This is a genomic window from Bradyrhizobium sp. FW305-F6 (assembly GCF_058782905.1).
The window spans coordinates 66495-89374 of sequence record NZ_JBYSYD010000007.1 but is presented as its reverse complement, the minus strand read 5'-3'; the positions used below and the strand labels follow the sequence as shown (position 1 = coordinate 89374).

General features: G+C 65.6%; 23 protein-coding genes. 13 read left to right on the top strand and 10 right to left on the bottom strand.

All coding sequences use genetic code 11. The features are described 5' to 3' along the window. Positions 1-14: 14 nt before the first annotated feature. Positions 15-1202, bottom strand: a complete 1188-nt coding sequence (zapE, locus tag AC3WLX_RS32160; protein WP_291627568.1) for a cell division protein ZapE — start codon at positions 1200-1202, stop codon at positions 15-17. 171 nt (positions 1203-1373) lie between these two features. Between zapE and AC3WLX_RS32155 the strand changes: the two genes are divergently transcribed. Together AC3WLX_RS32155 and AC3WLX_RS32150 are read left to right on the top strand one after the other, a co-directional pair. Further along, positions 1374-1628 (top strand): type II toxin-antitoxin system VapB family antitoxin, encoded by a 255-nt coding sequence (locus AC3WLX_RS32155; protein WP_291627570.1) that lies wholly within the window; start codon positions 1374-1376, stop codon positions 1626-1628. Continuing rightward, on the top strand, positions 1628-2032 hold the full coding sequence (locus tag AC3WLX_RS32150) for a type II toxin-antitoxin system VapC family toxin (protein ID WP_492338966.1): 405 nt from the start codon (positions 1628-1630) through the stop codon (positions 2030-2032). The genes AC3WLX_RS32155 and AC3WLX_RS32150 overlap by 1 nt, the downstream gene beginning before the upstream one ends. Before the next feature lie 16 nt (positions 2033-2048). On the opposite strand, the gene thpR is transcribed toward AC3WLX_RS32150, so the two are convergent. Both thpR and AC3WLX_RS32140 read right to left on the bottom strand, forming a co-directional pair. Continuing rightward, the gene (gene thpR / locus AC3WLX_RS32145) at positions 2049-2585 is read right to left on the bottom strand and encodes an RNA 2',3'-cyclic phosphodiesterase (RefSeq protein WP_291627574.1); all 537 of its coding nucleotides are present in this window, start codon (positions 2583-2585) and stop codon (positions 2049-2051) included. 174 nt (positions 2586-2759) lie between these two features. Then, positions 2760-3395 (bottom strand): arylesterase, encoded by a 636-nt coding sequence (locus tag AC3WLX_RS32140; RefSeq protein ID WP_492338965.1) that lies wholly within the window; start codon positions 3393-3395, stop codon positions 2760-2762. Positions 3396-3450: 55 nt separating this feature from the next. Here AC3WLX_RS32140 and AC3WLX_RS32135 point away from each other — a divergent pair, with 55 nt between their 5' ends. The 4 genes from AC3WLX_RS32135 to AC3WLX_RS32120 all read left to right on the top strand — a co-directional run bounded on the left by AC3WLX_RS32135 (position 3451) and on the right by AC3WLX_RS32120 (position 8535). Further along, a complete protein-coding gene (locus AC3WLX_RS32135) occupies positions 3451-4170 on the top strand; it encodes an ABC transporter ATP-binding protein (protein WP_492338964.1) in 720 nt (239 codons plus the stop codon). After that, positions 4167-6737 (top strand): ABC transporter permease, encoded by a 2571-nt coding sequence (locus tag AC3WLX_RS32130; protein WP_492338963.1) that lies wholly within the window; start codon positions 4167-4169, stop codon positions 6735-6737. Before AC3WLX_RS32135 ends, AC3WLX_RS32130 begins: the two co-directional genes overlap by 4 nt. A gap of 271 nt (positions 6738-7008) precedes the next feature. Continuing rightward, a complete protein-coding gene (locus AC3WLX_RS32125; protein WP_492338962.1) occupies positions 7009-7800 on the top strand; it encodes a Bax inhibitor-1/YccA family protein in 792 nt (263 codons plus the stop codon). A gap of 204 nt (positions 7801-8004) precedes the next feature. After that, positions 8005-8535 carry a GNAT family N-acetyltransferase gene (locus tag AC3WLX_RS32120; protein WP_492338961.1) on the top strand — a complete coding sequence of 177 codons (531 nt, stop codon included), beginning with the start codon at positions 8005-8007 and terminating at the stop codon, positions 8533-8535. Positions 8536-8677: 142 nt separating this feature from the next. Here the strand turns inward: AC3WLX_RS32120 and AC3WLX_RS32115 are convergent, their stop codons facing one another. The 3 genes from AC3WLX_RS32115 to acnA form a co-directional block, all read right to left on the bottom strand. Next, positions 8678-9049 carry a DUF2794 domain-containing protein gene (locus tag AC3WLX_RS32115; protein WP_291630813.1) on the bottom strand — a complete coding sequence of 124 codons (372 nt, stop codon included), beginning with the start codon at positions 9047-9049 and terminating at the stop codon, positions 8678-8680. 596 nt (positions 9050-9645) lie between these two features. Then, entirely contained in the window at positions 9646-10422 is a 777-nt protein-coding gene (locus AC3WLX_RS32110; RefSeq protein WP_492338960.1) for a DUF1223 domain-containing protein, read from the bottom strand. Positions 10423-10653: 231 nt separating this feature from the next. Then, the gene (gene acnA, locus AC3WLX_RS32105) at positions 10654-13374 is read right to left on the bottom strand and encodes an aconitate hydratase AcnA (RefSeq protein ID WP_492338959.1); all 2721 of its coding nucleotides are present in this window, start codon (positions 13372-13374) and stop codon (positions 10654-10656) included. 240 nt (positions 13375-13614) lie between these two features. On the opposite strand from acnA, the gene ccmA reads away from it, so the two are divergent. The 5 genes from ccmA (at position 13615) to AC3WLX_RS32080 (ending at position 16787) form a co-directional block, all read left to right on the top strand. Then, positions 13615-14217: a heme ABC exporter ATP-binding protein CcmA gene (gene ccmA / locus AC3WLX_RS32100; RefSeq protein WP_492338958.1), complete on the top strand. Its 603-nt coding sequence runs from the start codon at positions 13615-13617 to the stop codon at positions 14215-14217. A 271-nt stretch (positions 14218-14488) separates the two neighbouring features. Beyond that, positions 14489-15157: a heme exporter protein CcmB gene (ccmB, locus tag AC3WLX_RS32095; RefSeq protein ID WP_028133288.1), complete on the top strand. Its 669-nt coding sequence runs from the start codon at positions 14489-14491 to the stop codon at positions 15155-15157. A 75-nt stretch (positions 15158-15232) separates the two neighbouring features. Then, on the top strand, positions 15233-16024 hold the full coding sequence (locus AC3WLX_RS32090; protein ID WP_492338957.1) for a heme ABC transporter permease: 792 nt from the start codon (positions 15233-15235) through the stop codon (positions 16022-16024). Beyond that, on the top strand, positions 16021-16206 hold the full coding sequence (ccmD, locus tag AC3WLX_RS32085; RefSeq protein ID WP_492338956.1) for a heme exporter protein CcmD: 186 nt from the start codon (positions 16021-16023) through the stop codon (positions 16204-16206). The genes AC3WLX_RS32090 and ccmD overlap by 4 nt, the downstream gene beginning before the upstream one ends. Then, the gene (locus AC3WLX_RS32080) at positions 16203-16787 is read left to right on the top strand and encodes a DsbE family thiol:disulfide interchange protein (protein WP_492338955.1); all 585 of its coding nucleotides are present in this window, start codon (positions 16203-16205) and stop codon (positions 16785-16787) included. The genes ccmD and AC3WLX_RS32080 overlap by 4 nt, the downstream gene beginning before the upstream one ends. A gap of 54 nt (positions 16788-16841) precedes the next feature. On the opposite strand, the gene AC3WLX_RS32075 is transcribed toward AC3WLX_RS32080, so the two are convergent. After that, a complete protein-coding gene (locus AC3WLX_RS32075; RefSeq protein ID WP_492338954.1) occupies positions 16842-17444 on the bottom strand; it encodes a septation protein A in 603 nt (200 codons plus the stop codon). Positions 17445-17566: 122 nt separating this feature from the next. Then, positions 17567-18511, bottom strand: coding sequence for a signal recognition particle-docking protein FtsY (gene ftsY, locus AC3WLX_RS32070; RefSeq protein ID WP_492338953.1), 945 nt, complete (start codon positions 18509-18511; stop codon positions 17567-17569). 44 nt (positions 18512-18555) lie between these two features. On the opposite strand from ftsY, the gene AC3WLX_RS32065 reads away from it, so the two are divergent. Together AC3WLX_RS32065 and AC3WLX_RS32060 are read left to right on the top strand one after the other, a co-directional pair. After that, positions 18556-19257, top strand: a complete 702-nt coding sequence (locus AC3WLX_RS32065; RefSeq protein ID WP_492338952.1) for an RluA family pseudouridine synthase — start codon at positions 18556-18558, stop codon at positions 19255-19257. 235 nt (positions 19258-19492) lie between these two features. Then, positions 19493-20602, top strand: a complete 1110-nt coding sequence (locus AC3WLX_RS32060) for a DUF2336 domain-containing protein (RefSeq protein ID WP_492338951.1) — start codon at positions 19493-19495, stop codon at positions 20600-20602. A 134-nt stretch (positions 20603-20736) separates the two neighbouring features. Here the strand turns inward: AC3WLX_RS32060 and mtaB are convergent, their stop codons facing one another. Beyond that, on the bottom strand, positions 20737-21990 hold the full coding sequence (gene mtaB, locus AC3WLX_RS32055) for a tRNA (N(6)-L-threonylcarbamoyladenosine(37)-C(2))-methylthiotransferase MtaB (RefSeq protein WP_492338950.1): 1254 nt from the start codon (positions 21988-21990) through the stop codon (positions 20737-20739). After that, on the bottom strand, positions 21990-22865 hold the full coding sequence (gene dapF, locus AC3WLX_RS32050) for a diaminopimelate epimerase (protein ID WP_492338949.1): 876 nt from the start codon (positions 22863-22865) through the stop codon (positions 21990-21992). The genes mtaB and dapF overlap by 1 nt, the downstream gene beginning before the upstream one ends. Positions 22866-22880: the final 15 nt, after the last annotated feature.

Sequence of the window (22880 nt, the reverse complement as noted above, 5' to 3'; positions counted from 1 at the left end):
CGAGAGAATAGAACTTAAGTCTCTACCAGGCCCTTGGTCGAGCCGCTGGCGGTGGAATCCTTGCGGCCGTGGGCCAGCGCCAGATAGGATTCCGAGCTCATCTCGATCAGGCGGGAGGCGGTCCGCTTGAATTCCATGGCCTCGACCCCCTCATGGGCGAGGTACAGCGAGATCGGATTGGCGTCGGCCGAGGCCATCAACTTCACCGCATTGTCATAGAGCGTGTCGATCAGCGTGATGAAACGCTTGGCGGCGTTGCGCTGGGAGACGTCCATCACTGGAATATGGTCGACCAGGATGGTGTGATAGTCGTGCGCCAGCCTGAGGTAATCCGATGCGCCGAGCGGCTTCTCGCAGAGATCGGCGAAGGTGAACCGCGCCACGCCATGGGCCGAGCACGGCACGTGCAAGGTGCGGCCCTTGATGGCGATGTCGCGCGACTTGCATTTGGCGTTGCCGGTCATCTTGACCCAGGCGCGGTCGAGCGCGGCGTCCGCGTCGCCGTCCGCCGGCGTCAACCACATCGGCACGCCCTGGAGCTTCTCCAGCCGGAAGTCGGTGCGCGCATCGAGCCGCGCGACGTCCATGTGGTCGGTGATCTGCTTGATGAAGGGCAGGAACAGCGACCGGTTCAGGCCGCCCTTGTAGAGATCGTCGGGCGCGACGTTCGAGGTCGCGACCACGACGGTGCCGAGCTCGAACAATTTCGCGAACAGGCGTCCGAGGATCATCGCGTCCGCGATGTCGGTGACATGGAATTCGTCGAAGCAGAGCAGCCAGCTCTCCTCGAAGATCGCGGTTGCGGTCAGCGCGATGACGTCGGCGTCGGCGATCTCGCCGCGCGCGATGCTCTGGCGATAGTCGTAGATGCGCTCGTGCACGTCGGCCATGAATTCGTGGAAATGCGCGCGGCGCTTGTGCTCGATATCGGAGTGCTGGAAGAACAGGTCCATCAGCATGGTCTTGCCGCGGCCGACCTCGCCATGGATGTAGAGCCCGCGCGGCGCGTCGTCCTTGTCGCCGCCGCCGAACAGGCGGCTGAGCAGGCCCTGCTTGCGCCTGGGGCTGTAGTTCGCAAGCCTGAGGTCCAGCGCCGCATAGGCCTCGGCGACCTCGGCCTGCGCAGCATCAGGCTCGATCGCGCCGGAGGCGACCTGGCCCTGATAGGCTTCGCTGAAGGAGGAGCTGGGGGTGGAGAGCATGGCCCTTTACCGCCAGAAACGGACGGAAATTGCAACCGCGTGTTGGCGCAACGGCTTATGCGCTGCCTTCCAGGGAAAGCGTCCATGACGAGTGGCGGGGTCCATCGTCCAAATGAACCTTGCAGCGTCCCGAGGTAGAATATACCTATTTAGGAACAAAGGAGCCATAAGATGGCGCTAAGCATCAAGGACCCCGAAACTGAGCAATTGGCGCGAAGTCTGGCGCAGTTGACGGGCGAGAACATTACGACTGCGACCAAGCGTGCCATCGAAGAGCGATTGCGCCGGCTCAACGCTCAAACGCGCAAGGACGCGCTGCTCGAAGATTTGGCCGAAATCAGGCGACGCTGGAGCCAGATGCGCGTCTTGGACGACCGCACGCCTGAGGAAATTCTCGGATACGACGAGCATGGATTGCCGCGCTGATGGTGATCGACACGTCGGCGATCGTGGCAATCGCTCTCAACGAAGCTGATGCCGGCGATATTGAGCGCTTGATTGTAGAAGACCAGATCCGTTTGATCTCTGCAGCGACTGTCGTTGAAGCGACTATGGTGATCGAGACCCGGCTTGGCGAAGCGGGAGGGCGTGAGTTCGATCTCTGGCTCGTCAAGTTGAGCGCCGAGATCGTTGCCGTCGATGCCGTGCAAGCCGATGCAGCGCGGCGGGCCTGGCGGCGCTACGGAAAGGGACGACACGCCGCAGCGCTCAACTACGGTGATTGCTTTTCCTATGCGCTGGCTATGACCCGCGGCGAACCCTTGTTGTTCAAAGGCGGGGACTTCGCAAAGACCGACATCAGGCAAGCAGGCGCGGGGCAGCCGCGGTAACGTCGCCGAGTTGGGCCTACTCGCACAGCTCGTAGGCGTCCTCGACCACATACGGGCCGCCGCCGGTGGAGGCGCGCGACGAGAACAGCACGAAGCGCTCGGCCATGAACGCCTTGCTTGGAAAATAGCCGCGCAGCGACAGATAGTCGGCGACGTCGCGGTCGGAGGCATCGTGCAGGCGGGCCAGCGTGACGTGCGGGATGAACTTGCGCCCTTCCGGATCGAGGCCGATCCGCTGCATCATGCGTTCGAGTTCGGCCTGCAATTCCATCAGCGGCTTGCTCGGCGCGATGGTGGCGACCACGGCGCGCGGCTTGCGGCCGCCAAAGCTCGTGAGCCCCTGCACCTTCACCTCGAACGGCTTGCGGTCGACGCGAAACAGCAAGGAGGCGATCTCGTTGGCGGAGGCGCCGTCGATATCGCCGATGAAGCGCAAGGTGACGTGATAATTTTCGGGATCGATCCAGCGGGCGCCGGGGAGGCCGCCCCTCAAGTTGGAAAGCGAGTGGCCGATCTCGGCCGGAATTTCCAGACCCGTGAACAAACGCGGCATCGTTTCGCACTCCCGATGCTTGGGTACGGCCCTCGAGACAAGGACCATATCCAAATTAGAGCCGGCGACGAATCACCGGTACCCTGATTCCTATCGCAGTTGTGTGACTCTGCGAAGCATCGCTCGCCTCACTCCGGTAAAACCCTGGGAATTAGGGTTAGCGCTGCCTGGTTTTCAACGCCGCTGCTCAGCGATCGTGCCGATGAATGCCTCCACGGTGGGCATGACGTTGCGAACGATGACGTCGACGCCGGCTGCGGTCGGATGAATGCCGTCACCTTGGTTGAGCTTGGCGTCGGCGACGACGCCCTCGAGGAAAAACGGATAGAGCGGCACGTCGAATTGTTTCGCCACATCCGGATAAATCGAATTGAAGCGCGCGGCATAGTCGGCGCCATTGTTGGGCGGCGCCAGCATGCCGCACAGCATCACCGCGATCTTGCGTGCCCTGAGCCGCTGGACGATGTCCGCGAGCGCGGCCCGCGTCACAGCGGGATCGATGCCGCGCAGGGCGTCGTTGGCGCCGAGCTCGACGATGACGCCATCTGTTCCCTCTGGCACCGACCAGTCGAGCCGATCGCGGCCGCCGGAGACGGTGTCGCCGGACACCCCGGCATTGATCATGTCGATCGCTATGCCCTTGGACTGCAAGGCTTTTTGAAGCTTCTGGGGAAACGCTTCCTGGGCCGCCAGGCCGTAACCGGAGCTCAAGGAATCGCCGAGCACGACGAGCTTGACCGGCTTTGTCGCCTCCGCCCAGGCCGGGTGCGCTATCGTCATAAAGCCGAGCATCAACACGGCTATGTGCATGAACAATCCGTAACGCCTCTCGACCCCGCGTGCGGAGTTGCCATATGACCGGACCATGGACACTCGCATCGACCCCTCTTCGCTCGCCGCCACCGCGGACACCATCGCCATCTCCAACGTCAACCTCTCATTGGGCACGGGCGCGGCGCGCGTTCACATCCTCAAGGATATCAGCCTGCGCATCGGCCGTAGCGAGACGATAGGCCTGATCGGCCCTTCAGGCTCGGGCAAATCCACGCTGCTGATGGTGATGGCCGGGCTGGAGCGCCCTGATAGCGGAGAGGTGGTGGTCTCGGGCACGCCTTTCAATGCCCTCGACGAGGACGCGCTGGCCCGCTTCCGCGGCCGCCAGGTCGGCATCGTCTTCCAGTCGTTCCATCTGATCCCGACCATGACGGCGCTGGAGAACGTCGCCGTGCCGCTCGAGCTTGCCGGCAATCCCGATGCTGCCAAGCGCGCCGCGCAGGAGCTGCAGTCGGTCGGGCTCGGCGACCGCCTGCATCATTATCCGACGCAGCTGTCCGGCGGCGAGCAGCAGCGCGTCGCGCTCGCCCGCGCGCTGGCGCCCGATCCCGCCATCCTCGTCGCCGACGAGCCGACCGGAAATCTCGACGAGACCACCGGACAGCAGATCGTCGACCTTCTGTTCAGCAAGCATGCCGAGCGCGGCATGACCCTGGTGCTGGTCACGCACGATTCCTCGCTGGCGCATCGCTGCGATCGCGTCATCCGCCTGCGCTCGGGTCGCATCGACACCCAGTCCGCGCCGGCATGAGCGCAGCGGTCGAACCCTTCGCGAAGCCGAACGGCATCGCACTGTCGCTGCGCTACGCCTTACGCGAATTGCGCGGCGGCCTGCGCGGCTTCTACGTCTTCATCGCCTGCATCGCGCTCGGCGTGATGGCGATATCAGGCGTCGGCTCGGTCTCGGCGAGCCTGTCCGACGGCCTTGCCCGCGAGGGCCGCACGCTGCTCGGCGGCGACGTCTCCTTCGTGCTGTTCCAGCGCGAAGCAAAGCCCGAGGAGGTCGCCTTCCTGCGCTCGCGCGGCACGCTGTCGACCGCAGCGACCTTGCGCGGCATGGCGCGCTCGGCCGACGGCAAGCTCGCTTTGGTCGAGATGAAGGCGGTCGACGCCACCTATCCGATGCTCGGCAAGCTGAAGCTTGCGCCGCAGTTGGAGATGTCCGATCTGCTCGCGGAGCGTGACGGCGCCTTCGGCGCCGCCGCCGATCCGACGCTGCTGACGCGGCTGTCGCTGAAGGCCGGCGACCGCGTCACGATCGGCAACGCGACGTTCCAGATCCGCTCGACCGTCGAGACCGAGCCCGACAAGCTCGCCGGCGGCATCGGCTTCGGCCCGCGCTTTCTGATCAGCGAGGCGGCCTTGCGCGCCACCGGCCTGATCCAGCCCGGCAGCCTGGTGCGCTGGGTCTACCGGGTCAAGCTGCCCGATGCCGCGAACAGCGAGCGCGCCACCGAGGCCTTCATCGCGGACGCCCGCAACGCCGCGCCGCAGGCCGGCTGGGAGATCCGCAGCCGGTCCAACGCTTCGCCGCAGCTGGAACGCAACATCAGCCGCTTCACCCAGTTCCTGACGCTGGTCGGCCTTGCCGCGCTTCTTGTCGGCGGGGTCGGTGTCGCCAACGCCGTCAAGAGCCACATCGATCGCCGGATCGAGGTGATCGCCGCCTTCAAGGCCGTCGGCGCCACCGGACGCGACGTGTTCGGCATCTATCTGGCGCAGGTGATCCTGCTGGCCGCGATCGGCTCGGCGATCGGCCTTGCCCTCGGCGCCGCGCTGCCCTTCGCCATCGTCGGCCTGTTCGGCAAGCTGTTGCCGCTGCCGGTGGTGCCGGCCGTGCACGTCGAGGAGCTCGCGCTGTCCTTCCTCTACGGCCTGCTGACCGCATTGGCCTTCGGCCTGTGGCCGCTCGGCCGCGTCCACGACGTGCCGGTCGCCGCGCTGTTCCGGGACACAATCAGCTCGGAATGGCACCGGCCGCGTCTCGGCTATCTCGTCTTCATGGGCGTGGTGATCGCGCTGTTGATCGCCGTGGTGATCGGGCTCTCCTTCGACAAGCGCATCGCCGCGGTGTTCGTGGCCGCCTCGATCGTCGTGTTCGCGCTGCTCCGCGGCATCGCCGCCCTGCTGATGGCGACCGCGCGACGGCTGCCGCGGACGCGGCTGCCGATGCTGCGGCTGGCGATCGCCAACATCCACCGGCCGGGCGCGCTGACGCCCTCGGTGGTGCTGTCGCTGGGACTCGGGCTCGCCGTGCTCGTCACCATCACCCAGATCGACGGCAATCTGCGCCGCCAGTTCCTCGCGGCTCTGCCCGACCAGGCGCCGTCGTTCTTCTTCATCGACATTCCGAGTGCGCAGGCCGAGCAGTTCGACGGCTATTTGCGCCGGATCGCGCCGGCCGCCAGGATCGAGGACGTGCCGATGCTGCGTGGGCGCATCGTTTCCGCGCGCGGCGTTCGCGCCGAAGAGCTCAAGCCGACCACGGATTCCGAATGGGTGCTGCAGAGCGACCGCGGCCTGACCTACACCAGTGAACTGCCGAAGGGCTCCAAGGTGGTCGAGGGCGAATGGTGGAGCGCGGATTATTCCGGCCCGCCGCTGGTTTCGCTGGAGAAGAAGATCGCCGACGGCCTCGGCCTCAAGCTCGGGGACGAGATCGTGGTCAACGTGCTCGGCCGCGACATCCCGGCCAAGATCAGCAATTTGCGCACGATCGACTGGCAGGGGCTCGGTATCAATTTCGTCCTGGTGTTCTCGCCGAACGCCTTCAAGGGCGCGCCGCACACCCATATCGCGACGCTGACGGAAACGGGCGGAAATGCGGCGGGCGACGGCAAGATCATCAAGGAGGTCGCCGACGCCTATCCGATGGTCACCAGCGTGCGGGTGCGCGAGGTGATGGAGACGGTCGGCTCGGTGGTGACCAATCTGGCCCTGGCGATCCGCGGCGCCAGCGCGGTGACCCTGATCTCGGCGATCCTGGTGCTCGGCGGGGCGCTCGCCGCCGGCCATCGTCACCGGGTCTACGATGCCGTGATCCTGAAGACCCTGGGCGCGACGCGGCTGCGGCTGCTCGGCGCCTATGCGCTCGAATACCTCCTGATCGGTCTGGCCACCGCGGTGTTCGGCGTGATCGCCGGCAGCTTGGCTGCCTGGATGATCGTGACGCGGCTGATGACGCTGACTTTCGTCTGGCAGGCCGGCAGCGCCGCCGGGGTGGTCGCTGCCGCGCTGGTCGTCACGGTCGGGCTCGGCCTCGCCGGCACCCTGCTGGCGCTGAACAAAAAGCCCGCAACGGTGTTGCGAAATTTGTGACAAAATGTAGCGGATGGGGGCGCCGGAGCGGAATCGCACGATTCCTGCGGTTAACCACGTCCGCTCGTCAGGATTGCAGGGTGAGGGCGACATTCAGCCGCGCGTGGAAGGTTGCAGCGGATGTGTTAGTTTCCCACATATCGGATGGGTTCGGAGTCCGATCGTTCGCCAAACTTTTAGTCGGCTGGCATCGGTATCCGAGATGGAATTTGACGAACCGGCGGCATGGCGACCCTCGTGCCGGACCGGACCAACCAACGGGAATTCGACCATGTCGGACCTAGACCGTAACTACGCTTCTCCTTTCGGCAGGGCCGCCGGGCGTGTTGACGCCGCGACGGTCGATGCCGGACTGCGCGCCTATATGCTGCGCGTCTACAACTACATGAGCATCGGCCTCGCCATCACCGGCCTGGCCGCGCTCGGCGTCTACATGGCCGCCGTGACCGACGTTGCGACCCCTGACGCCGTTCGCGTCGGCAAGCTGTTCCTGACGCCGTTCGGCTACGCGATGTTCGTCAGCCCCCTCAAGTGGCTGTTCATGCTCGCGCCGCTCGCAATGGTGTTCGCGATCTCGGCGGGCATCAACCGTCTGGCCCCCTCGACCGCCCAGATCCTGTTCTGGGTATTCGCGGCGCTGATGGGCATCTCGCTGTCGTCCATCTTCCTGGTGTTCACGCACACCTCGATCGTGCGGGTGTTCTTCATCACCGCGGCGACGTTCGGCGCGCTGAGCCTCTACGGCTACACCACCAAGCGTGACCTCACCGGCATGGGCTCGTTCCTGTTCATGGGCCTGATCGGTATCGTCCTCGCCAGCCTGGTGAACCTGTTCCTGGCCAGCTCGATGCTGCAGTTCATCGTGTCGGTGGTCGGCGTGCTGGTGTTCTCTGGCCTCACCGCCTGGGATACGCAGCGGTTGAAGAACGACTACATCTACGGCTACGCTTCGGCCGGCGGTGACGTCGCAGAGCGTGCGGCCATTACCGGCGCGCTGTCACTGTACCTGAACTTCATCAACCTGTTCACGCTGCTTCTGCAGTTGCTCGGCCAGCGCGAGTAAGCGCAACGACGAGAGAACGGACACGAACCCCGGCCGAGAGGCCGGGGTTTTTGTTTGCGTAACACTCTCAGTCATGCCCGGGCTTGTCCCGGGCATCCACGTTCTTCGTGCCGCGGGTAACGGCGTGGATGGCCGGGAAAAGCCCGGCCATGACGCATGCGGAAACAGCGTTGCTCGTTGCAATACCGCTGCTATCTTCCCCCCATGTCCGCACCCGAAATCAGGCCCACCACCGAGGCCGACCTTCCCGCCATCACCGCCATCTACCAGCAGGCCGTCCGCGAGGGCACCGCGACGTTCGAGCTGGAGCCGCCCGATCTTGCCGAGATGACGCGTCGCTACCGCGCGCTGGTCGACGGCGGCTATCCCTATTTCGTCGCCATGCTCGACGGCAGCGTTGCCGGCTATGCCTATGCCGGCGCCTACCGGCCGCGGCCGGCCTACCGCTTCACGGTGGAGAACTCGATCTATCTCGACCCCGCCTTCCACCGCCGCGGCGTCGGCTCGTTGCTGCTGGAACGGCTGATCACCGAATGCGAGGCGCGCGGCTTCCGCCAGATGATCGCGGTGATCGGCGATTCCGCCAATGCCGGATCGATCGGCGTCCACACCAGGAGCGGCTTCAAGATGATCGGCACGCATCCCAATGTCGGGCTGAAATTCGGCCGCTGGCTCGACACGGTGATGATGCAGCGCGACCTCGGCGAGGGAGCGTCCACGGTACCGGGGAAGTAGTCCGTCCGTCATTCCGGGAGATGCGCAGCATCGAACCCGGAATCCATTGAGCGGCACATAAGGTGCATGAATGGATTCTCAGGTGCGCATTTGCGCACCAAAGTTCGCGCTGAGCGCGCCCCGGAATGACGACCGAAGGTCGTCACACCACCGCCAGCTTCCGATCGATCACCAGCAGCACCCGGTCCAGCTCATGGCCGCGGCGCAGGATCAGGCCCGTTGCCGAGATCACGCTGTACATGCCCTGCTTGCGCGCAAGGCGCGGGTCCTTCTCGATGCGGTAGATCGGGACTTCCGAGGCGCGGCGATAGACCGAGAACACGGCGCGGTCCTTCAGGAAGTCGATGGCATAGTCGCGCCACTCGCCGTCGGCGACCATGCGGCCGTAGAGATTGAGAATCCGATGCAGCTCGAGCCGGTTGAACGTCACCCGGTTCGGCTGCGCGTTCGCCGGCGCGGGGCGCGCCGCCGCGCGCTGCTCGCTCGGGTCGGCATCCTCCGACATCAGGCTCATGGGAAGCGCCTCCTCATCGCACGCCAGTGACCGCGTCCGCGAAAACCGTCCCCGGAACCGCGATCATGACAATGGCATGATCGCGCCAACCGTTCCGGGCCGCAAGGGGCTCAACCTGCCGAATCGGCGCTTCGTCAGCGCACACGCCAGGGTGGAACTCTATCGCGACGAACCGTCACGGGATCGTTAGCAGGAATCATAGTATCGCCGCTTTTCCGCCAACCGCCTGCCGCCCTACGTTGCGAAAAGACTTGTGTGCGTTGACCCGGTCCTTTCGGTTCCGGATTCCTCAGCCCCCAGCCCCCCGGGGTCGAACAGGATCGGGTCTGTACGCACAGCAAGGAGGGATCAACGCAAGTTGGTCCTTTTTTGTTTGTCGCGATGTTGCCGGCACGACCGGCACTCTTCCCAAACATCCGGGCGAACACTCCCTCCCCTCGTCCTGAGGGCCGCGCCCTTCGCGCGGCGTCTCGACGGATCGCGGTCCGAGCTGCATCAGCGGGGCCTTTCATGTTCGAGAGGCGCGCAAGAGCGCGCTCCTCACCATGAGGATTGCGAGCAGTCTCGGAGATCAAAGAATTCGAAGTACGGCTTCTTCAATGCAGCGACGTGTACGCCGCGCCTAGCATCGGGCCCGGCTTCTCGCGGCTGCCGTCCTGGACGTAGACCACCGCGCCGTCGACGCCATCGCGCGTGAGGTTCTCGATCGGCACCGTCCAGCTTTCCGGACGGCCGGTCCAGTCGCCGACCTTGAGCAGGTTGCGCACCACATTGTGATAGGTGACCTGCTGTCCGCGATTTTCGCCGCGGGTGATCGCGATCGGCACCGACTTGGCGATCGAGCAGATCCAGACCTCGCCGCGCGAGACCGCGGGCTCCTTGCTTGCGGCGACCGAGACGTTGATCTGCTTGCCCGAGAGCGACATCGTCACCGGCACGCTCATCACGCCGGTGCCCTTGTCGGCCTTGCCGATCGCCTTCTCGATGCCGGCGCGATCGCTGCCGATGACATGCGTCGATCCGTTGACCACGACCTGCGGGGTGTAGACTTCGCGGTCGCCGCGCATGCGGGAATACGCACGCTGCCGTGCAGAGAAGCGCGAATCGGCCAGCGTGTCCTTCCAGCCGAGATAGTCCCAATAGTCGATCGGCATGCTCAGCGCGATGATCGACGGGTCTTTCGAGAGATCGCCGATGATCTGGTCGGCCGGCGGGCAGGACGAGCAGCCCTGCGATGTAAACAATTCGACGACGGCGCGGGGCTCAGCGTCCGCGGGGCGAATGACGGCGATGATCGCACAGATGCCGAGAGCTCCCGACCAGAGCGCGCCGGTCCAACGTGAAATCGGATGAGAAGCCGTCATTGTCGTCATGTCGAACGCCGCACACCATTGCTCGTGAGAGGGGAATCTTATCGCCTGATGGTCACCGTAGTCTTACGGGGCGCGGTACATTCATCCATCCGGGCAACCGTCCAGGGGAAGGTTTCCGCCGGGCGGGCCCAGCCGAAGCGTACCGCAAACGCGCGAAGGCGGCCTTTGATAGGCCGCCTTCGTCAGGGCTTCTACTCACTTCGCAGTGAGCCATGGTTCACAAATCCGCGCTCAGGCCGCGAGCTTGCGCAGCACGTAGTGCAGAATGCCTCCGTTGCGGTAGTAGTCGAGCTCGTCCAGCGTATCGATGCGGCAGAGCAGCGAAACGCGCTGCAGCGAACCGTCGCCGGAGACGATCTCCGCGGTGAGCTTCTGGCGCGGCTTGAGGTCGCCGACGAGGCCCCGCAGCGTGACCTTCTCGTCGCCCTTCAGCCCCAGCGACTGCCAGGAGGTGCCTTCCTCGAAGGTCAGCGGCAGCACGCCCATGCCGACCAGGTTGGAGCGGTGGATGCGCTCGAAGCTCTGGCAGATCACGGCGCGAACGCCGAGCAGACGCGTGCCCTTGGCAGCCCAGTCGCGCGAGGAGCCGTTGCCGTATTCGGCGCCGGCGAACACCACCAGCGGCACCTGCTCCTGCTGGTACTTCATCGCGGCGTCGTAGATCGACATCTGCTCGCCGTCGGGCCAGTGCTTGGTAAGACCGCCCTCGGGGATGTTGCCGTCCGCACCCTTCAGCATGAAGTTCTTGATGCGGATGTTGGCGAAGGTGCCGCGCATCATGACTTCGTGGTTGCCGCGGCGCGTGCCGTACTGGTTGAAGTCGGCCGGGCGCACCTGGTGCTCGCTGAGATATTTGCCCGCGGGCGAGGTGAGCTTGATCGAGCCGGCCGGCGAGATGTGGTCGGTGGTGATCTTGTCGCCGAACATGGCGAGGATGCGCGCCTCGACGATGTCGGTAACCGGCTCCGGCTCCTTCTTCATGCCGTCGAAATAGGGCGGGTTCTGCACATAGGTCGACGACATGTTCCAGCGATAGGTCTCGCTCTCGACCGTCTTGATCTTGCGCCAGTTGGTGTCGCCCTTGAACACGTCGGCATATTTCTTCTTGAAGATCGACGCGGTCACGAACTTCTTCATGAAAGCGTTGATTTCCTTGGTCGTGGGCCAGATGTCCTTCAGGTACACCGGCTTGCCGTCCTTGCCCTCGCCGAGCGGCTCGGTGGCGAGGTTCTTGGTGACGGTGCCGGCGAGCGCGTAGGCGACGACCAAGGGCGGCGAGGCCAAATAGTTCGCCTGCACGTCCGGCGAGACGCGGCCTTCGAAGTTGCGGTTGCCGGAGAGCACGGCCGCCGCGACGATCCCGTTGTCGTTGATCGACTTCGAGATCTCCTCGGGCAGCGGACCGGAATTGCCGATGCAGGTGGTGCAGCCGAAACCGACCAGGTTGAAGCCGACCTTGTCGAGATAGGGCTGCAGACCGGAATTGGCGAGATATTCGGCGACCACCTGGCTGCCAGGAGCGAGCGAGGTCTTCACCCAGGGCTTGGCCTTGAGGCCCTTTGCAGCGGCGTTACGCGCCAGCAGGCCGGCGCCGATCAAGACGCTCGGATTCGAGGTGTTGGTGCAGGAGGTGATCGCGGCGATCACGACGTCGCCATGGCCAAGATCGAAGTTCTTGCCTTCGACCGGGAAGCGCTTCTCCGGCTCCTCCGCCTTCTTGTACTCGCTGGCGAGCGCGAGCGAGAAGCCGTCTGCGACGGTCGGCAGTGCGATGCGGCCTTCGGGACGCTTCGGGCCGGCCAGGGACGGCACGACATCGCCGAGGTCGAGCGTCAGCGTTTCCGTGAACACTGGATCGGGCGACTTGGCGGTGCGGAACAGGCCCTGTGCCTTGGCATAGGCCTGCACCAGCGCGACGCGCGCCGAAGCGCGGCCGGAGGTCTTGAGGTAGTCGAGCGCGGCGGCGTCGACCGGGAAGAAGCCGCAGGTCGCGCCATATTCGGGCGCCATGTTGGCGATGGTGGCCTTGTCGGCGACCGAGAGGTGGTCGAGGCCGGGGCCGAAGAATTCGACGAACTTGCCGACCACGCCGAGTTTGCGCAGCATCTGCGTCACGGTGAGCACGAGGTCGGTCGCGGTGACGCCTTCCTTCAGCGCGCCCTTCAGCTTGAAGCCGACGACGTTGGGCAGCAGCATCGACAGCGGCTGGCCGAGCATGCAGGCCTCGGCCTCGATGCCGCCGACGCCCCAGCCGAGCACGGCAAGACCGTTGACCATGGTGGTGTGCGAATCAGTGCCGACCAGCGAGTCGGGATAGGCGACTTCGAAGGTGCCGGTCTTCTTGCCGACCGTCATCTTCTCCTTCCTGGTCCAGACCGTCTGGGCCAGATATTCCAGGTTGACCTGGTGGCAGATGCCGGTGCCGGGCGGCACGACCGAGAAGTTCGTGAACGCCTTCTGGCCCCACTTCAGGAACTCGTAGCGCTCCTGGTTCTGCTTGTATTCCTCGGTGACATTCTTGCCGAAGGCCTTGTTGTCGCCGAAGAAGTTCACGATCACGGAGTGGTCGATGACGAGATCGACCGGCACCAGCGGATTGATCTTCTCAGCATCGCCGCCGAGCTTCTGCATCGCGTTGCGCATCGCGGCGAGGTCGACCACCGCGGGCACGCCGGTGAAGTCCTGCATCAGCACGCGCGCCGGGCGGAAGGCGATCTCATGCTCCAGCGACTTCTTGCGCAGCCATTTCGACACCGCGACGATGTCCTCCTTCTTGACCGAGCGGCCGTCCTCGTTGCGCAGGAGGTTCTCGAGCAGGACCTTCATCGAATAGGGAAGTTTCGAAATGCCCTTCAGACCATTCTTCTCGGCCGTAGGCAGGCTGTAATAGACATAAGTCTTGGCGCCGACCTTGAGGGTCTTTTTGCATTTGAAGCTGTCGAGCGAGGTCATGTAGGAATCCCAATTGTTAGCTATACCCGGCAGGGTATTTTAACACCGTCAGCGTATCAGGCTGGGCCGCTTGCAGGGGCAGGTTGAGTTGCTGCATCAAGTAGTTCCGGGCTTATAGAAGCTTTCTAACGGCGCCGCCACAGCCTCAATCGCGCCGCTGCAATCCGCGAGCCAAAAATTCCCATGCGCTACCCCAAGATTTCCTGAGGCCAGGCCTTGAGCGGGTTGAAACAAGGCGAGATGCGGCTGGCCGGTCACGGGCTCAGATGCGTACGGGGCGGCCGCGAGGTCTTCGCCGGGCTCGAATTCGCGGCCGCCTCGGGCGAAGCCGTGGCGGTGACGGGTCGCAACGGATCGGGCAAGACCTCGCTGCTGCGGCTGATCGCGGGCCTGCTCGTTCCCGCCGCCGGGACGATCGCGCTGGACGGGGGCGACGCGGAGCTGACGGTGCCGGAGCAGTGCCACTATCTCGGCCATCGCGATGCCCTGAAGCCGGCGCTGAGCGTGGCTGAAAACCTGGCATTCTGGGCCGATTTTCTCGGCGGCGAGCGCGTCGATTTCGCCGAGAGCCTCGCCACGGTGGGTCTCGCGCACGCCACCGATCTGCCCGCGGGCTTCCTGTCGGCCGGCCAGCGCCGCCGGCTGTCGCTGGCGCGCCTGCTGACGGTCCGCCGCCCGGTCTGGCTGCTGGACGAGCCGACCAACGCGCTCGACGTCGCCGGCCAGGACATGTTTTCCGGATTGATGCGGCAGCATTTGGCCGCTGGCGGCATGATCATCGCCGCCACCCACGCCCCGCTCGGGATCGATTCGCGAGAGTTGCGGATCGGGGGGACGGCATGATTCCGATGGACCCTCAGCTTTCCAAGCGCCCGGGCGCGACACTCTCCGTTCCCTCCCCCCTTGTGGGGGAGGGTCAGGGAGGGGGGCGCCACACGACGCGGCCTATCGGTTCTGACGTTCGAGCAGCGGATGCTCTGTTGCTTGCGGTCCGCGCCCGACGAGCATCTCGCCCGGGGCTACCCCTCTCCCCCGCCCTCCCCCACAAGGGGGGAGGGAGCGCAGTTTGCCTGTGGCGCGAGGTGCCGGTTCGTGAGACTGCCGGGGCCGCCCCATGACCGCCCTCGCCGCTCTCATCCGCCGGGACATCCGGATCGCGCTGCGCGTCGGCGGCGGGGCGCTGATCGGCGTGCTGTTCTTCCTCACCGTCGTCGTGCTGATGCCGTTCGCGGTGGGGCCGGACCTGGCACTGCTGTCACGGCTGGGACCTGCGATCCTGTGGCTCGGCGCGCTGCTGGCGAGCCTGCTCACCCTGGACCGGCTGTTCATGGCCGACCATGAGGACGGTTCGCTCGACCTGATCACGATGAGCCGGACGCCGCTGGAGCTCGCCTGTGCCGCCAAGGCGCTGGCGCATTGGCTGGCGGCGGGCCTGCCGCTGATTGTCGCAACCCCCGTGCTGGGCTTGCTGCTCAACCTCGATATGGTCGCGACCGGCGCGGTCGCCCTGACGCTCTTGGCGGGTACACCCGCCCTCACCTTCACCGGCATGATCGGGGCCGCGCTGGCGGTGACGCTGCATCGCGGCGGGCTCTTGATGGCCGTGCTGGTGCTGCCGCTATCGATTCCGGTGCTGATTTTCGGCGTTGCGGCCTCGCAGGCGGTGATCGTCGGTCCCATGACGTTCGGCGCGCCGTTTTCGATCCTGTGCGCGCTGTCGCTGGTCAGCCTGGTGATCGGCCCATTCGCAGCGGCGGCGAGCCTGCGCCACGGACTGGACTGATTTGACCCCGATCAACTTTCGCATCGGGCTTTCGTGCTGATTGCCTGCGGGCACCCTCCCGATTATCAGGATACCATGTCGCTGATCGACCTCGCCAACCCCACACGGTTCCTCGCGCTGACGGCGCGGGTCCTGCCGTGGCTCGCGGCCGCGACCGTCATCCTGCTCACGATCGGTCTCTACCAGGCCGCCCAGGCGCCCGACGACTATCAGCAGGGCGCGACGGTCAAGATCATGTTCATCCACGTGCCCAACGCCTGGCTTTCGATGTTCGTGTGGGGCGTGATGAGCATCGCCTCGCTGGGCACGCTGGTGTGGCGCCATCCGCTCGCCGACGTCGCCGCGAAAGCCGCTGCTCCGATCGGCGCCGCCTTCACCTTCCTCGCACTGCTCACGGGCTCGCTCTGGGGCCGGCCGATGTGGGGCACCTATTGGGAATGGGATGCACGGCTGACCTCGGTGCTGATCCTGTTCCTGATGTATCTCGGCCTGATGGCGCTGTGGCGTGCGGTCGACGATCCCTCGCGCGCGGCGCGCGCCGCCGCGGTGCTGACGCTGGTCGGCGCGATCAACCTGCCGATCATCAAGTTCTCGGTCGACTGGTGGAACACGCTGCATCAGCCGGCCTCGGTGATGCGCGTGGGCGGCTCGGCGCTCGACAAGTCGTTCCTGATTCCGCTGCTCGTGATGGCGGTCGCCTTCACGCTGCTGTTTGTCACGCTGCATCTGGCAGCGATGCGCAACGAGATCCTGCGCCGGCGTGTCCGCTCGCTGCAGATGATGCAGGCCAGCCGCATGGCGTATTCGAGCGAAGCGGCCGCCGGTTCGCGTCAAGAAAACGCGTCGAACGAAGTTGGGGCAGCATGACGATGTCGCTTGGTCCCTACGCCTCGTTCATCGTGATGTCCTATGCCGCGGCGGCGCTCGTGGTCGCGATCCTGATCGGCTGGGTCATGCTCGATTATCGCAACCAGACCCAGCGCCTGCGCGAACTCGAGCAGCGCGGCATCACCCGTCGTTCGGGGCGCGGCGCGACGGAGCTGCGATGAGCGATCAGTCGAGCCCCGCGCCGCCGCAGCGCCGCACCTTCCTGATGGTGCTGCCGCTGATCGCCTTCCTGGCCCTGGCGCTGCTGTTCTGGTTCCGGCTCGGCAGCGGCGACATCTCGCGGATCCCGTCCGCGCTGATCGGCCGTCCGGCGCCGCAGACAATGCTGCCGCCGCTCCAGGGATTGCAGGACAACGGCGCGCCGGTGCCGGGCCTCGATCCCGCCGCGTTCAAGGGCAAGGTCACCCTGGTCAATGTCTGGGCGTCCTGGTGCGTGCCGTGCCACGACGAGGCGCCGCTTCTGACCGAGCTCGCCAAGGACAAGCGATTCCAGCTCGCCGGCATCAACTACAAGGACGCCGCCGACAATGCGCGCCGCTTCCTCGGCCGTTACGGCAACCCGTTCAGCCACGTCGGCGTCGATGCCAACGGCCGCGCCTCGATCGAATGGGGCGTCTATGGCGTGCCCGAAACCTTCGTCGTCGGGCGCGAAGGCACCATCGTCTACAAGCTGGTCGGGCCGATCACGCAGCAGAACCTCAAGACCGTGCTGATGCCGGAGTTGGAGAAGGCGCTGAAGTAATCACCGTCATTCCGGGGCGGCTCGCAGAGCCGAACCCGGAATGACTCAAACCGACTACCCCTTGCTCACGTCCCCCGCCTCGGTCTCGCTCCGCTCCAGCGACACCGGCTCGAGATGGTAGCGCTTGGTCAGCGGCAATTGGGCGATCGCGAAGATCATGGTCACCGTGGTCACGCCGAACACCTTGAAGTTCACCCAGAAGTCCGTGGTTTGGGTGCGCCAGACGATTTCGTTCAGCACCGCCATGCCGGCGAAGAACAAGGCCCAGCGCAGCGTGAGGATGCGCCAGCCTTGCGGCGTCAGGTTGAACACCTGGTCGAACATCACGGCGATGAAGGAACGGCCGAACAGCAGGCCGCCGCCGAGGATCGCGGCGAACAGGCCGTAGATGATGGTGGGCTTGACCTTGATGAAGGTCTCGTCGTGCAGCACCAGTGTCAGCGTGCCGAACACCAGGACGACCACGCCCGTCACGATCGCCATGATGGGAATGTGGCGCGTCACCACATAGGAAGCGACCAACGCAATTGCGATCGCCACCATGAAGGCGCCGGTCGCGGCGAACAGGTTGAACTTCGCGTTGACGAAGAAGAACACGAGCAGCGGACCGAGTTCGGTCGCGAGCTTGAACAGCGGATGCGGCTGGGTCTTGTCCATTCTCTCTTCCGTCTCTCTCATCCTTCGAGACGACCGCTTCGCGGTCTCCTCAGGATGAGGATCTCATGTGTGGCACGACCTCATCCTGAGGAGCCGCGCAAGCGGCGTCTCGAAGGATGACACTATTCGATTCCGGCGATGGCGCGGGCGAAATCGCGCGCGGTGAAGGGCGCGAGATCGTCGACGCCTTCGCCGACGCCGATGAAGTGCACCGGCAGCTTGAACTTCTCCGCGAGCGCCACCAGGATGCCGCCGCGCGCCGTGCCGTCGAGCTTGGTCATCACAAGGCCGGTGACCCCGGCGGTGCGATGGAAGGCCTCGACCTGCGACAGCGCGTTCTGGCCGACAGTAGCATCCAGCACCAGCAGCACGGCATGCGGCGCAGTGTCATCCACCTTGCGGATCACGCGCACGACCTTTTCGAGCTCGTTCATCAGCTCGGCCTTGTTCTGCAGGCGGCCGGCGGTGTCGATCAGGAGCACGTCGACATTCTGCTCCTTCGCCGCCGTCAGCGCGTTGAAAGCGAGGCTCGCCGAATCCGAGCCTTGCGCGCCCGCGATGACGGGCGTCTTGGTGCGCTCGCCCCAGACCTTGAGCTGCTCGATCGCCGCGGCACGAAAGGTGTCGCCGGCGGCGAGCATCACCTTGCGGCTTTCCGAGGCGAATTTCTGCGAGAGCTTTCCGATCGTCGTGGTCTTGCCGGAACCGTTGACGCCGACGACGAGAATGACGAACGGCTTCCTGCCCGTGTCGATCACGAGCGGCTTTGCCACCGGCGCCAGCACCTTCTCGACCTCGGTCGCGACGACGTCCTTGACCTCGTCCGCCGAGATCGCCTTGTCGTAGCGCCCGGTACCGACGGCGTCCGCGATCCGCACCGCGACCGAGGTGCCGAGGTCGGCGCGCAGCAGCACGTCCTCGATGTCGTCGAGCATGGCGCGATCGAGCTTGCGCTTGGTGACGAGATCGGCGACCGCGGTGCCGAGCGAGGACGAGGTGCGCTTCAGCCCGTTGGACAGGCGGCGCCACCAGCTCAGCTTGGGGGTCTCGGAAGTGGTATCGTTCATGGAGGCGTGTTAGCCGTTCCCGCTTCCAAACGAAAGTCTTGCCATTGCTCGATGTTCCCCAATTGACCGCTGACGAGATCTTGAGCCGCGTGCTCCATCGCGACGGGCTGATGCTGATCATCGACAAGCCGGCCGGCCTGCCGGTGCATCGCGGCCCCAAGGGCGGGCCGAACCTCGAGGATTCCTTTGGCGCGCTTTGCTTCGGCCTGCCGCGACCGCCGGTGCTGGCCCACCGGCTGGACAAGGACACCTCCGGCTGCCTCGTGCTCGGCCGCCATCGCAAGGCGACCGCCTCTCTCGGCCTCTTGTTCAAGCACGGCAAGATCGGCAAGACCTATTGGACCGTGGTCGAGGGCGGGCCGGTCGAAGACGAAGGCACCATCGACATGCCGCTTGGCCGGCTCAATGCCGAGCGCGGCTGGTGGCAGAAGCCGGACCCGGACGGGCAGAAGGCGGTCACCAACTGGAAAGTGATGGGCCGGGGCGAGGGCCTGACCTGGCTCGCCATGGAACCGGTGACCGGCCGGACCCACCAATTGCGGGTGCACGCGGCCGCGAGCGGCTGGCCGATCTTCGGCGATAACATTTACGGCAACGGCCCGCGCTTCGGCGAACCGAAGCTGCACCTGCACTCCCGCGAGATCGTGGTGCCGATCTCCCGCAACAAGGAGCCGATTCGCGCGGTTGCGCCGGCCCCGCCGCACATGCAGGAAAAACTCAGGGCTTGCGGCTGGAAGGGGGAATGATCGACCCTCATGGTGAGGAGGCGCGTCAGCGCCGTCTCGAACCATAGAGGCCCCGCTGCTGCATCTCGCCCGCGGCCATCCTTCGAGACGCCCGCTTCGCGGGGCCCTCAGGATGAGGAGCGGAGTGGTGCTCCGCTACGGACCCGTGGTTTACCAAACCTTCAGCGCTCGCCGCTAATGATGGCGGTTGCTTAGAACAAGCTTCCGTCAATCCGCTCAGGACGAGCAGCGCGCGATGACCACGGCCGGGCTATCGATCATCGACGAGGTCGAATCTGCGATTCGGCTCGGATCGGCGGAAAAGGGCCTGGAAACGGCCCGGCGCGTCACCGCGCTGTTCCTGTCATCTGCCGGCAAGTTCGACGACGAGCAGATCGCGCTGTTCGACGACGTGCTCGCGCGCCTGATCGGCACCATCGAGCTGCGTGCCATCGCCGACATCGGCGCCCGCGTCGCGCTTGCCGAAATCAGCGCGCAGCTCGCACCGATCGCGCAGGCGCCGCCCTCCGTAATCCGCCGCCTCGCCAACAATGACGAGATCCGCATTGCCGGCCCCGTGCTGCAGGAATCCGCCCGCCTCGACGATGACGAGCTGGTGAAGATCGCCTCAGTCAAGGGCGAGCCACATCTGCTCGCGGTCGCCGGCCGCTGGTGGCTGAAGGAGATCGTCACCGACGCGCTGCTGGCGCGGCGCTATCCCAGCGTCAGCCGGCGGCTCGCCGCCAATCCCGGCGCGCGCGTCTCGGGCAACGGATTTGCGGTCATCGTCGGCCAGGCCGAAAACGATCCGGAGCTCGCAGTCAGCGTCGGCGTTCGCGTCGATCTGCCGTCGGATCTGCGCCGCCAGCTGCTGCGTTCGGCGACCGATGCCGTGCGCACCCGCCTGTTGTCCCGCGCTCCGCCGCATCTGTTCGAGGAAATCCAGAGCGCGATCGCCGCCGTCACCGTCGGCGTTGCGCGCGACATGTCCGGCGTGCGCGATTTCGAGGGCGCCAAGCGCGCGATCGCGAATCTCAAGGCGAGCGGCCAGCTCAACGAAGCGACATTGCTCGGCTTCGCCAGGCAGCGGCGCTACGAGGAAACGGTGGCGGCGCTCGCGGCGTTGTCGGGATCGACGGCCGAAGTGGTCCGCCCGCTGATGCAGAGTCTTCGCGACGACGGCCTCCTGGTGCCGTGCAAGGCCGCGCAGCTCAGCTGGGAGACCACGGTCGCCGTGCTCGAAAGCCGCTTTGCGACCGGTGCGATGAAGCCCGCGGATCTCGCGCGGGCGCAGGGGCATTACGCGAGAATGACGGCGGAGAACGCCAAGCGGACGCTGCGGTTCTGGCAGGTGCGGGCGTCGTAGGGCGCTTGCTGCTCATTACACATTCCTGTCATCGCCCTCGAAAGCGGGCAATCCAGTATTCCAGAGACGGCGGACATTGAATCGAGAAGCCGCGGCGGACCGGGTCGCCCGATCGAGCCGGGCGACGACACCCACTATGTGGTGAGCCGCGCACCATCAATGCCGGCAATCACTCGCGGCACGACGCTTCCCACTCGCTCGCCTGCGACAGCCACCGGCAGATAATGCTCCGTGCGGCCCTGCCCTTCGCTCTCGATCAGCACCTCGCGCCTCGCGCCGATCTCGGCTTGCAGGCGCTGCCGCAGCGCCGCTTCGCCGGCTGCGCGCAGCCGCTTCGCACGGTCCTTAACGACCGCCCCCGCCACCTGCGGCATCCGCGCGGCCGGCGTGCCCGGGCGCGGCGAATACGGAAACACGTGCAGGAACGTCAGGCCGCATTCCTCGACGAGGTCGAGCGAGCGCGCAAACATCTCCTCGGTCTCGGTCGGGAAGCCCGCGATGATGTCGGCGCCGAAGGCGATATCCGGGCGCAGACGGCGGACCTGCCCGCAGAACGCGATGGCGTCATTGCGCGAATGCCGCCGCTTCATGCGCTTCAGGATCATGTCGTCGCCGGATTGCAGTGACAGATGCAGATGCGGCATCAGCCGCGCATCGTCGGCGATGGCATCGAGCAGGTCGCGGTCGGCCTCGATGGAGTCGATCGAGGAGATGCGCAGGCGCTTCAGATCCGGCACATGCCGCAGGATCTGCCTGGTCAACAGGCCGAGCTTCGGCGCGCCCGGCAGGTCAGTGCCGTAGCTGGTGAGATCGACGCCGGTCAGCACGATCTCGGCATGGCCTCGCGCGACCAGCGCCCGCACCTGCTCCACCACCGCGCCCATCGGCACCGAGCGTGAATTGCCGCGGCCGAACGGAATGATGCAGAAGGTGCAGCGATGGTCGCAGCCGTTCTGCACCTGCACGAACACGCGGGGCAGGCCGCTCGCATAACCGTCAACGAGATGCGGCGCCATCTGCTTCACAGCCATGATGTCGCCGACGGCGATCTTCTCGCTGGTGCCGAGATCGAACGCATCGCGCGTCGCGTGCCAGGCTTCGCGGCGCATCTTGTCGTCATTGCCGACGACGCGATCGACCTCCACCATGTCGGCGAACATGGCGCTTTGCGTCTGCGCCGCGCAGCCGGTGACCACGATGCGGGCCTCGGGCCGCTCGCGCTTCAATCTTCGGATCGATTGCCGCGCCTGCGCCACCGCCTCGTTGGTGACCGCGCAGCTGTTGATGACGATGGTGTCGGAAAGGCCCACAGCCTCGGCCTCGCGGCGCATCACCTCGGCCTCGAAGGCGTTGAGGCGGCAGCCGAAGGTAACGATATCGACGGCCATCAGGCGGCCGGCGCGAACAGCGCCGGATCGAAGGTGCCTTCGTATTCGAAGGTCGCGGTGCCCGTCATCAGCACGTGGTCGTCGCGCTCGCGCCATTCGATGCCGAGCTTGCCGCCGGGCAGCGTGATCTCGACCTTGCGCTCGGCGCGCTTCAGCCGTGCCGCGGCGACCGCCGTGGCACAGGCCGCCGATCCGCACGCCTTGGTGAGGCCGGCACCGCGCTCCCAGGTGCGGATCGTGATGTGCTTGTCATCGACGATATGGGCGAGCGTGATGTTGGCGCGCTCCGGGAAGATCGGATGGTTTTCCAGCAAGGGACCGAAGCGGCCGAGATCATAGGCGTCGACGTCATCGACCCAGAACACCGCGTGCGGATTGCCCATGCTCACCACCGAGGGCGAATGCAGGATCGGATTGTCGATCGGCCCGATCTGCAATTCGATGTAGCGGGTGTCGCGAAACTCTTCGGCCAGCGGAATGTCCTGCCAGCCGAACTTCGGCGCGCCCATGTCCACTGTGTAGAGGTCGGGCGCCGGGCCCTGCCAGGCATTGAGCAGGCCGGCGGCCGTCTCGAACGTCGCATTGGTCTGCCCGGTCTTCTCGAAGATGCGGCGCACGACGCAGCGCATGCCGTTGCCGCAGGCGCCGGCCTCGGAACCGTCATTATTGTAGATGCGGATGAAGGCTTCGGTGCCGTCGAGCCGCGGCTTCTGCAGCACCATGAGCTGGTCGTAAGCCACGCCGCCCTTCGCGGACGCCACCGCGCGCGCGTCGTCCGGCGTGACCGGCCCTGCGGAATCGCGCATGTCGACGACGACGATCTCGTTGCCGATGCCGTTCATCTTGGCAAATGCGTGATTGGCCAGCGCGCTCATGAAAATTCCCGAATT

Coding starts and splice junctions, on each gene's coding strand:
- zapE (WP_291627568.1), bottom strand. CDS start 1,202: ATGCTCTCCACCCCCAGCTCCTCCTTCAGCGAAGCCTATCAGGGCCAG.
- AC3WLX_RS32155 (WP_291627570.1), top strand. CDS start 1,374: ATGGCGCTAAGCATCAAGGACCCCGAAACTGAGCAATTGGCGCGAAGT.
- AC3WLX_RS32150 (WP_492338966.1), top strand. CDS start 1,628: ATGGTGATCGACACGTCGGCGATCGTGGCAATCGCTCTCAACGAAGCT.
- thpR (WP_291627574.1), bottom strand. CDS start 2,585: ATGCCGCGTTTGTTCACGGGTCTGGAAATTCCGGCCGAGATCGGCCAC.
- AC3WLX_RS32140 (WP_492338965.1), bottom strand. CDS start 3,395: ATGCACATAGCCGTGTTGATGCTCGGCTTTATGACGATAGCGCACCCG.
- AC3WLX_RS32135 (WP_492338964.1), top strand. CDS start 3,451: ATGGACACTCGCATCGACCCCTCTTCGCTCGCCGCCACCGCGGACACC.
- AC3WLX_RS32130 (WP_492338963.1), top strand. CDS start 4,167: ATGAGCGCAGCGGTCGAACCCTTCGCGAAGCCGAACGGCATCGCACTG.
- AC3WLX_RS32125 (WP_492338962.1), top strand. CDS start 7,009: ATGTCGGACCTAGACCGTAACTACGCTTCTCCTTTCGGCAGGGCCGCC.
- AC3WLX_RS32120 (WP_492338961.1), top strand. CDS start 8,005: ATGTCCGCACCCGAAATCAGGCCCACCACCGAGGCCGACCTTCCCGCC.
- AC3WLX_RS32115 (WP_291630813.1), bottom strand. CDS start 9,049: ATGAGCCTGATGTCGGAGGATGCCGACCCGAGCGAGCAGCGCGCGGCG.
- AC3WLX_RS32110 (WP_492338960.1), bottom strand. CDS start 10,422: ATGACGACAATGACGGCTTCTCATCCGATTTCACGTTGGACCGGCGCG.
- acnA (WP_492338959.1), bottom strand. CDS start 13,374: ATGACCTCGCTCGACAGCTTCAAATGCAAAAAGACCCTCAAGGTCGGC.
- ccmA (WP_492338958.1), top strand. CDS start 13,615: ATGCGGCTGGCCGGTCACGGGCTCAGATGCGTACGGGGCGGCCGCGAG.
- ccmB (WP_028133288.1), top strand. CDS start 14,489: ATGACCGCCCTCGCCGCTCTCATCCGCCGGGACATCCGGATCGCGCTG.
- AC3WLX_RS32090 (WP_492338957.1), top strand. CDS start 15,233: ATGTCGCTGATCGACCTCGCCAACCCCACACGGTTCCTCGCGCTGACG.
- ccmD (WP_492338956.1), top strand. CDS start 16,021: ATGACGATGTCGCTTGGTCCCTACGCCTCGTTCATCGTGATGTCCTAT.
- AC3WLX_RS32080 (WP_492338955.1), top strand. CDS start 16,203: ATGAGCGATCAGTCGAGCCCCGCGCCGCCGCAGCGCCGCACCTTCCTG.
- AC3WLX_RS32075 (WP_492338954.1), bottom strand. CDS start 17,444: ATGGACAAGACCCAGCCGCATCCGCTGTTCAAGCTCGCGACCGAACTC.
- ftsY (WP_492338953.1), bottom strand. CDS start 18,511: ATGAACGATACCACTTCCGAGACCCCCAAGCTGAGCTGGTGGCGCCGC.
- AC3WLX_RS32060 (WP_492338951.1), top strand. CDS start 19,493: ATGACCACGGCCGGGCTATCGATCATCGACGAGGTCGAATCTGCGATT.
- mtaB (WP_492338950.1), bottom strand. CDS start 21,990: ATGGCCGTCGATATCGTTACCTTCGGCTGCCGCCTCAACGCCTTCGAG.
- dapF (WP_492338949.1), bottom strand. CDS start 22,865: ATGAGCGCGCTGGCCAATCACGCATTTGCCAAGATGAACGGCATCGGC.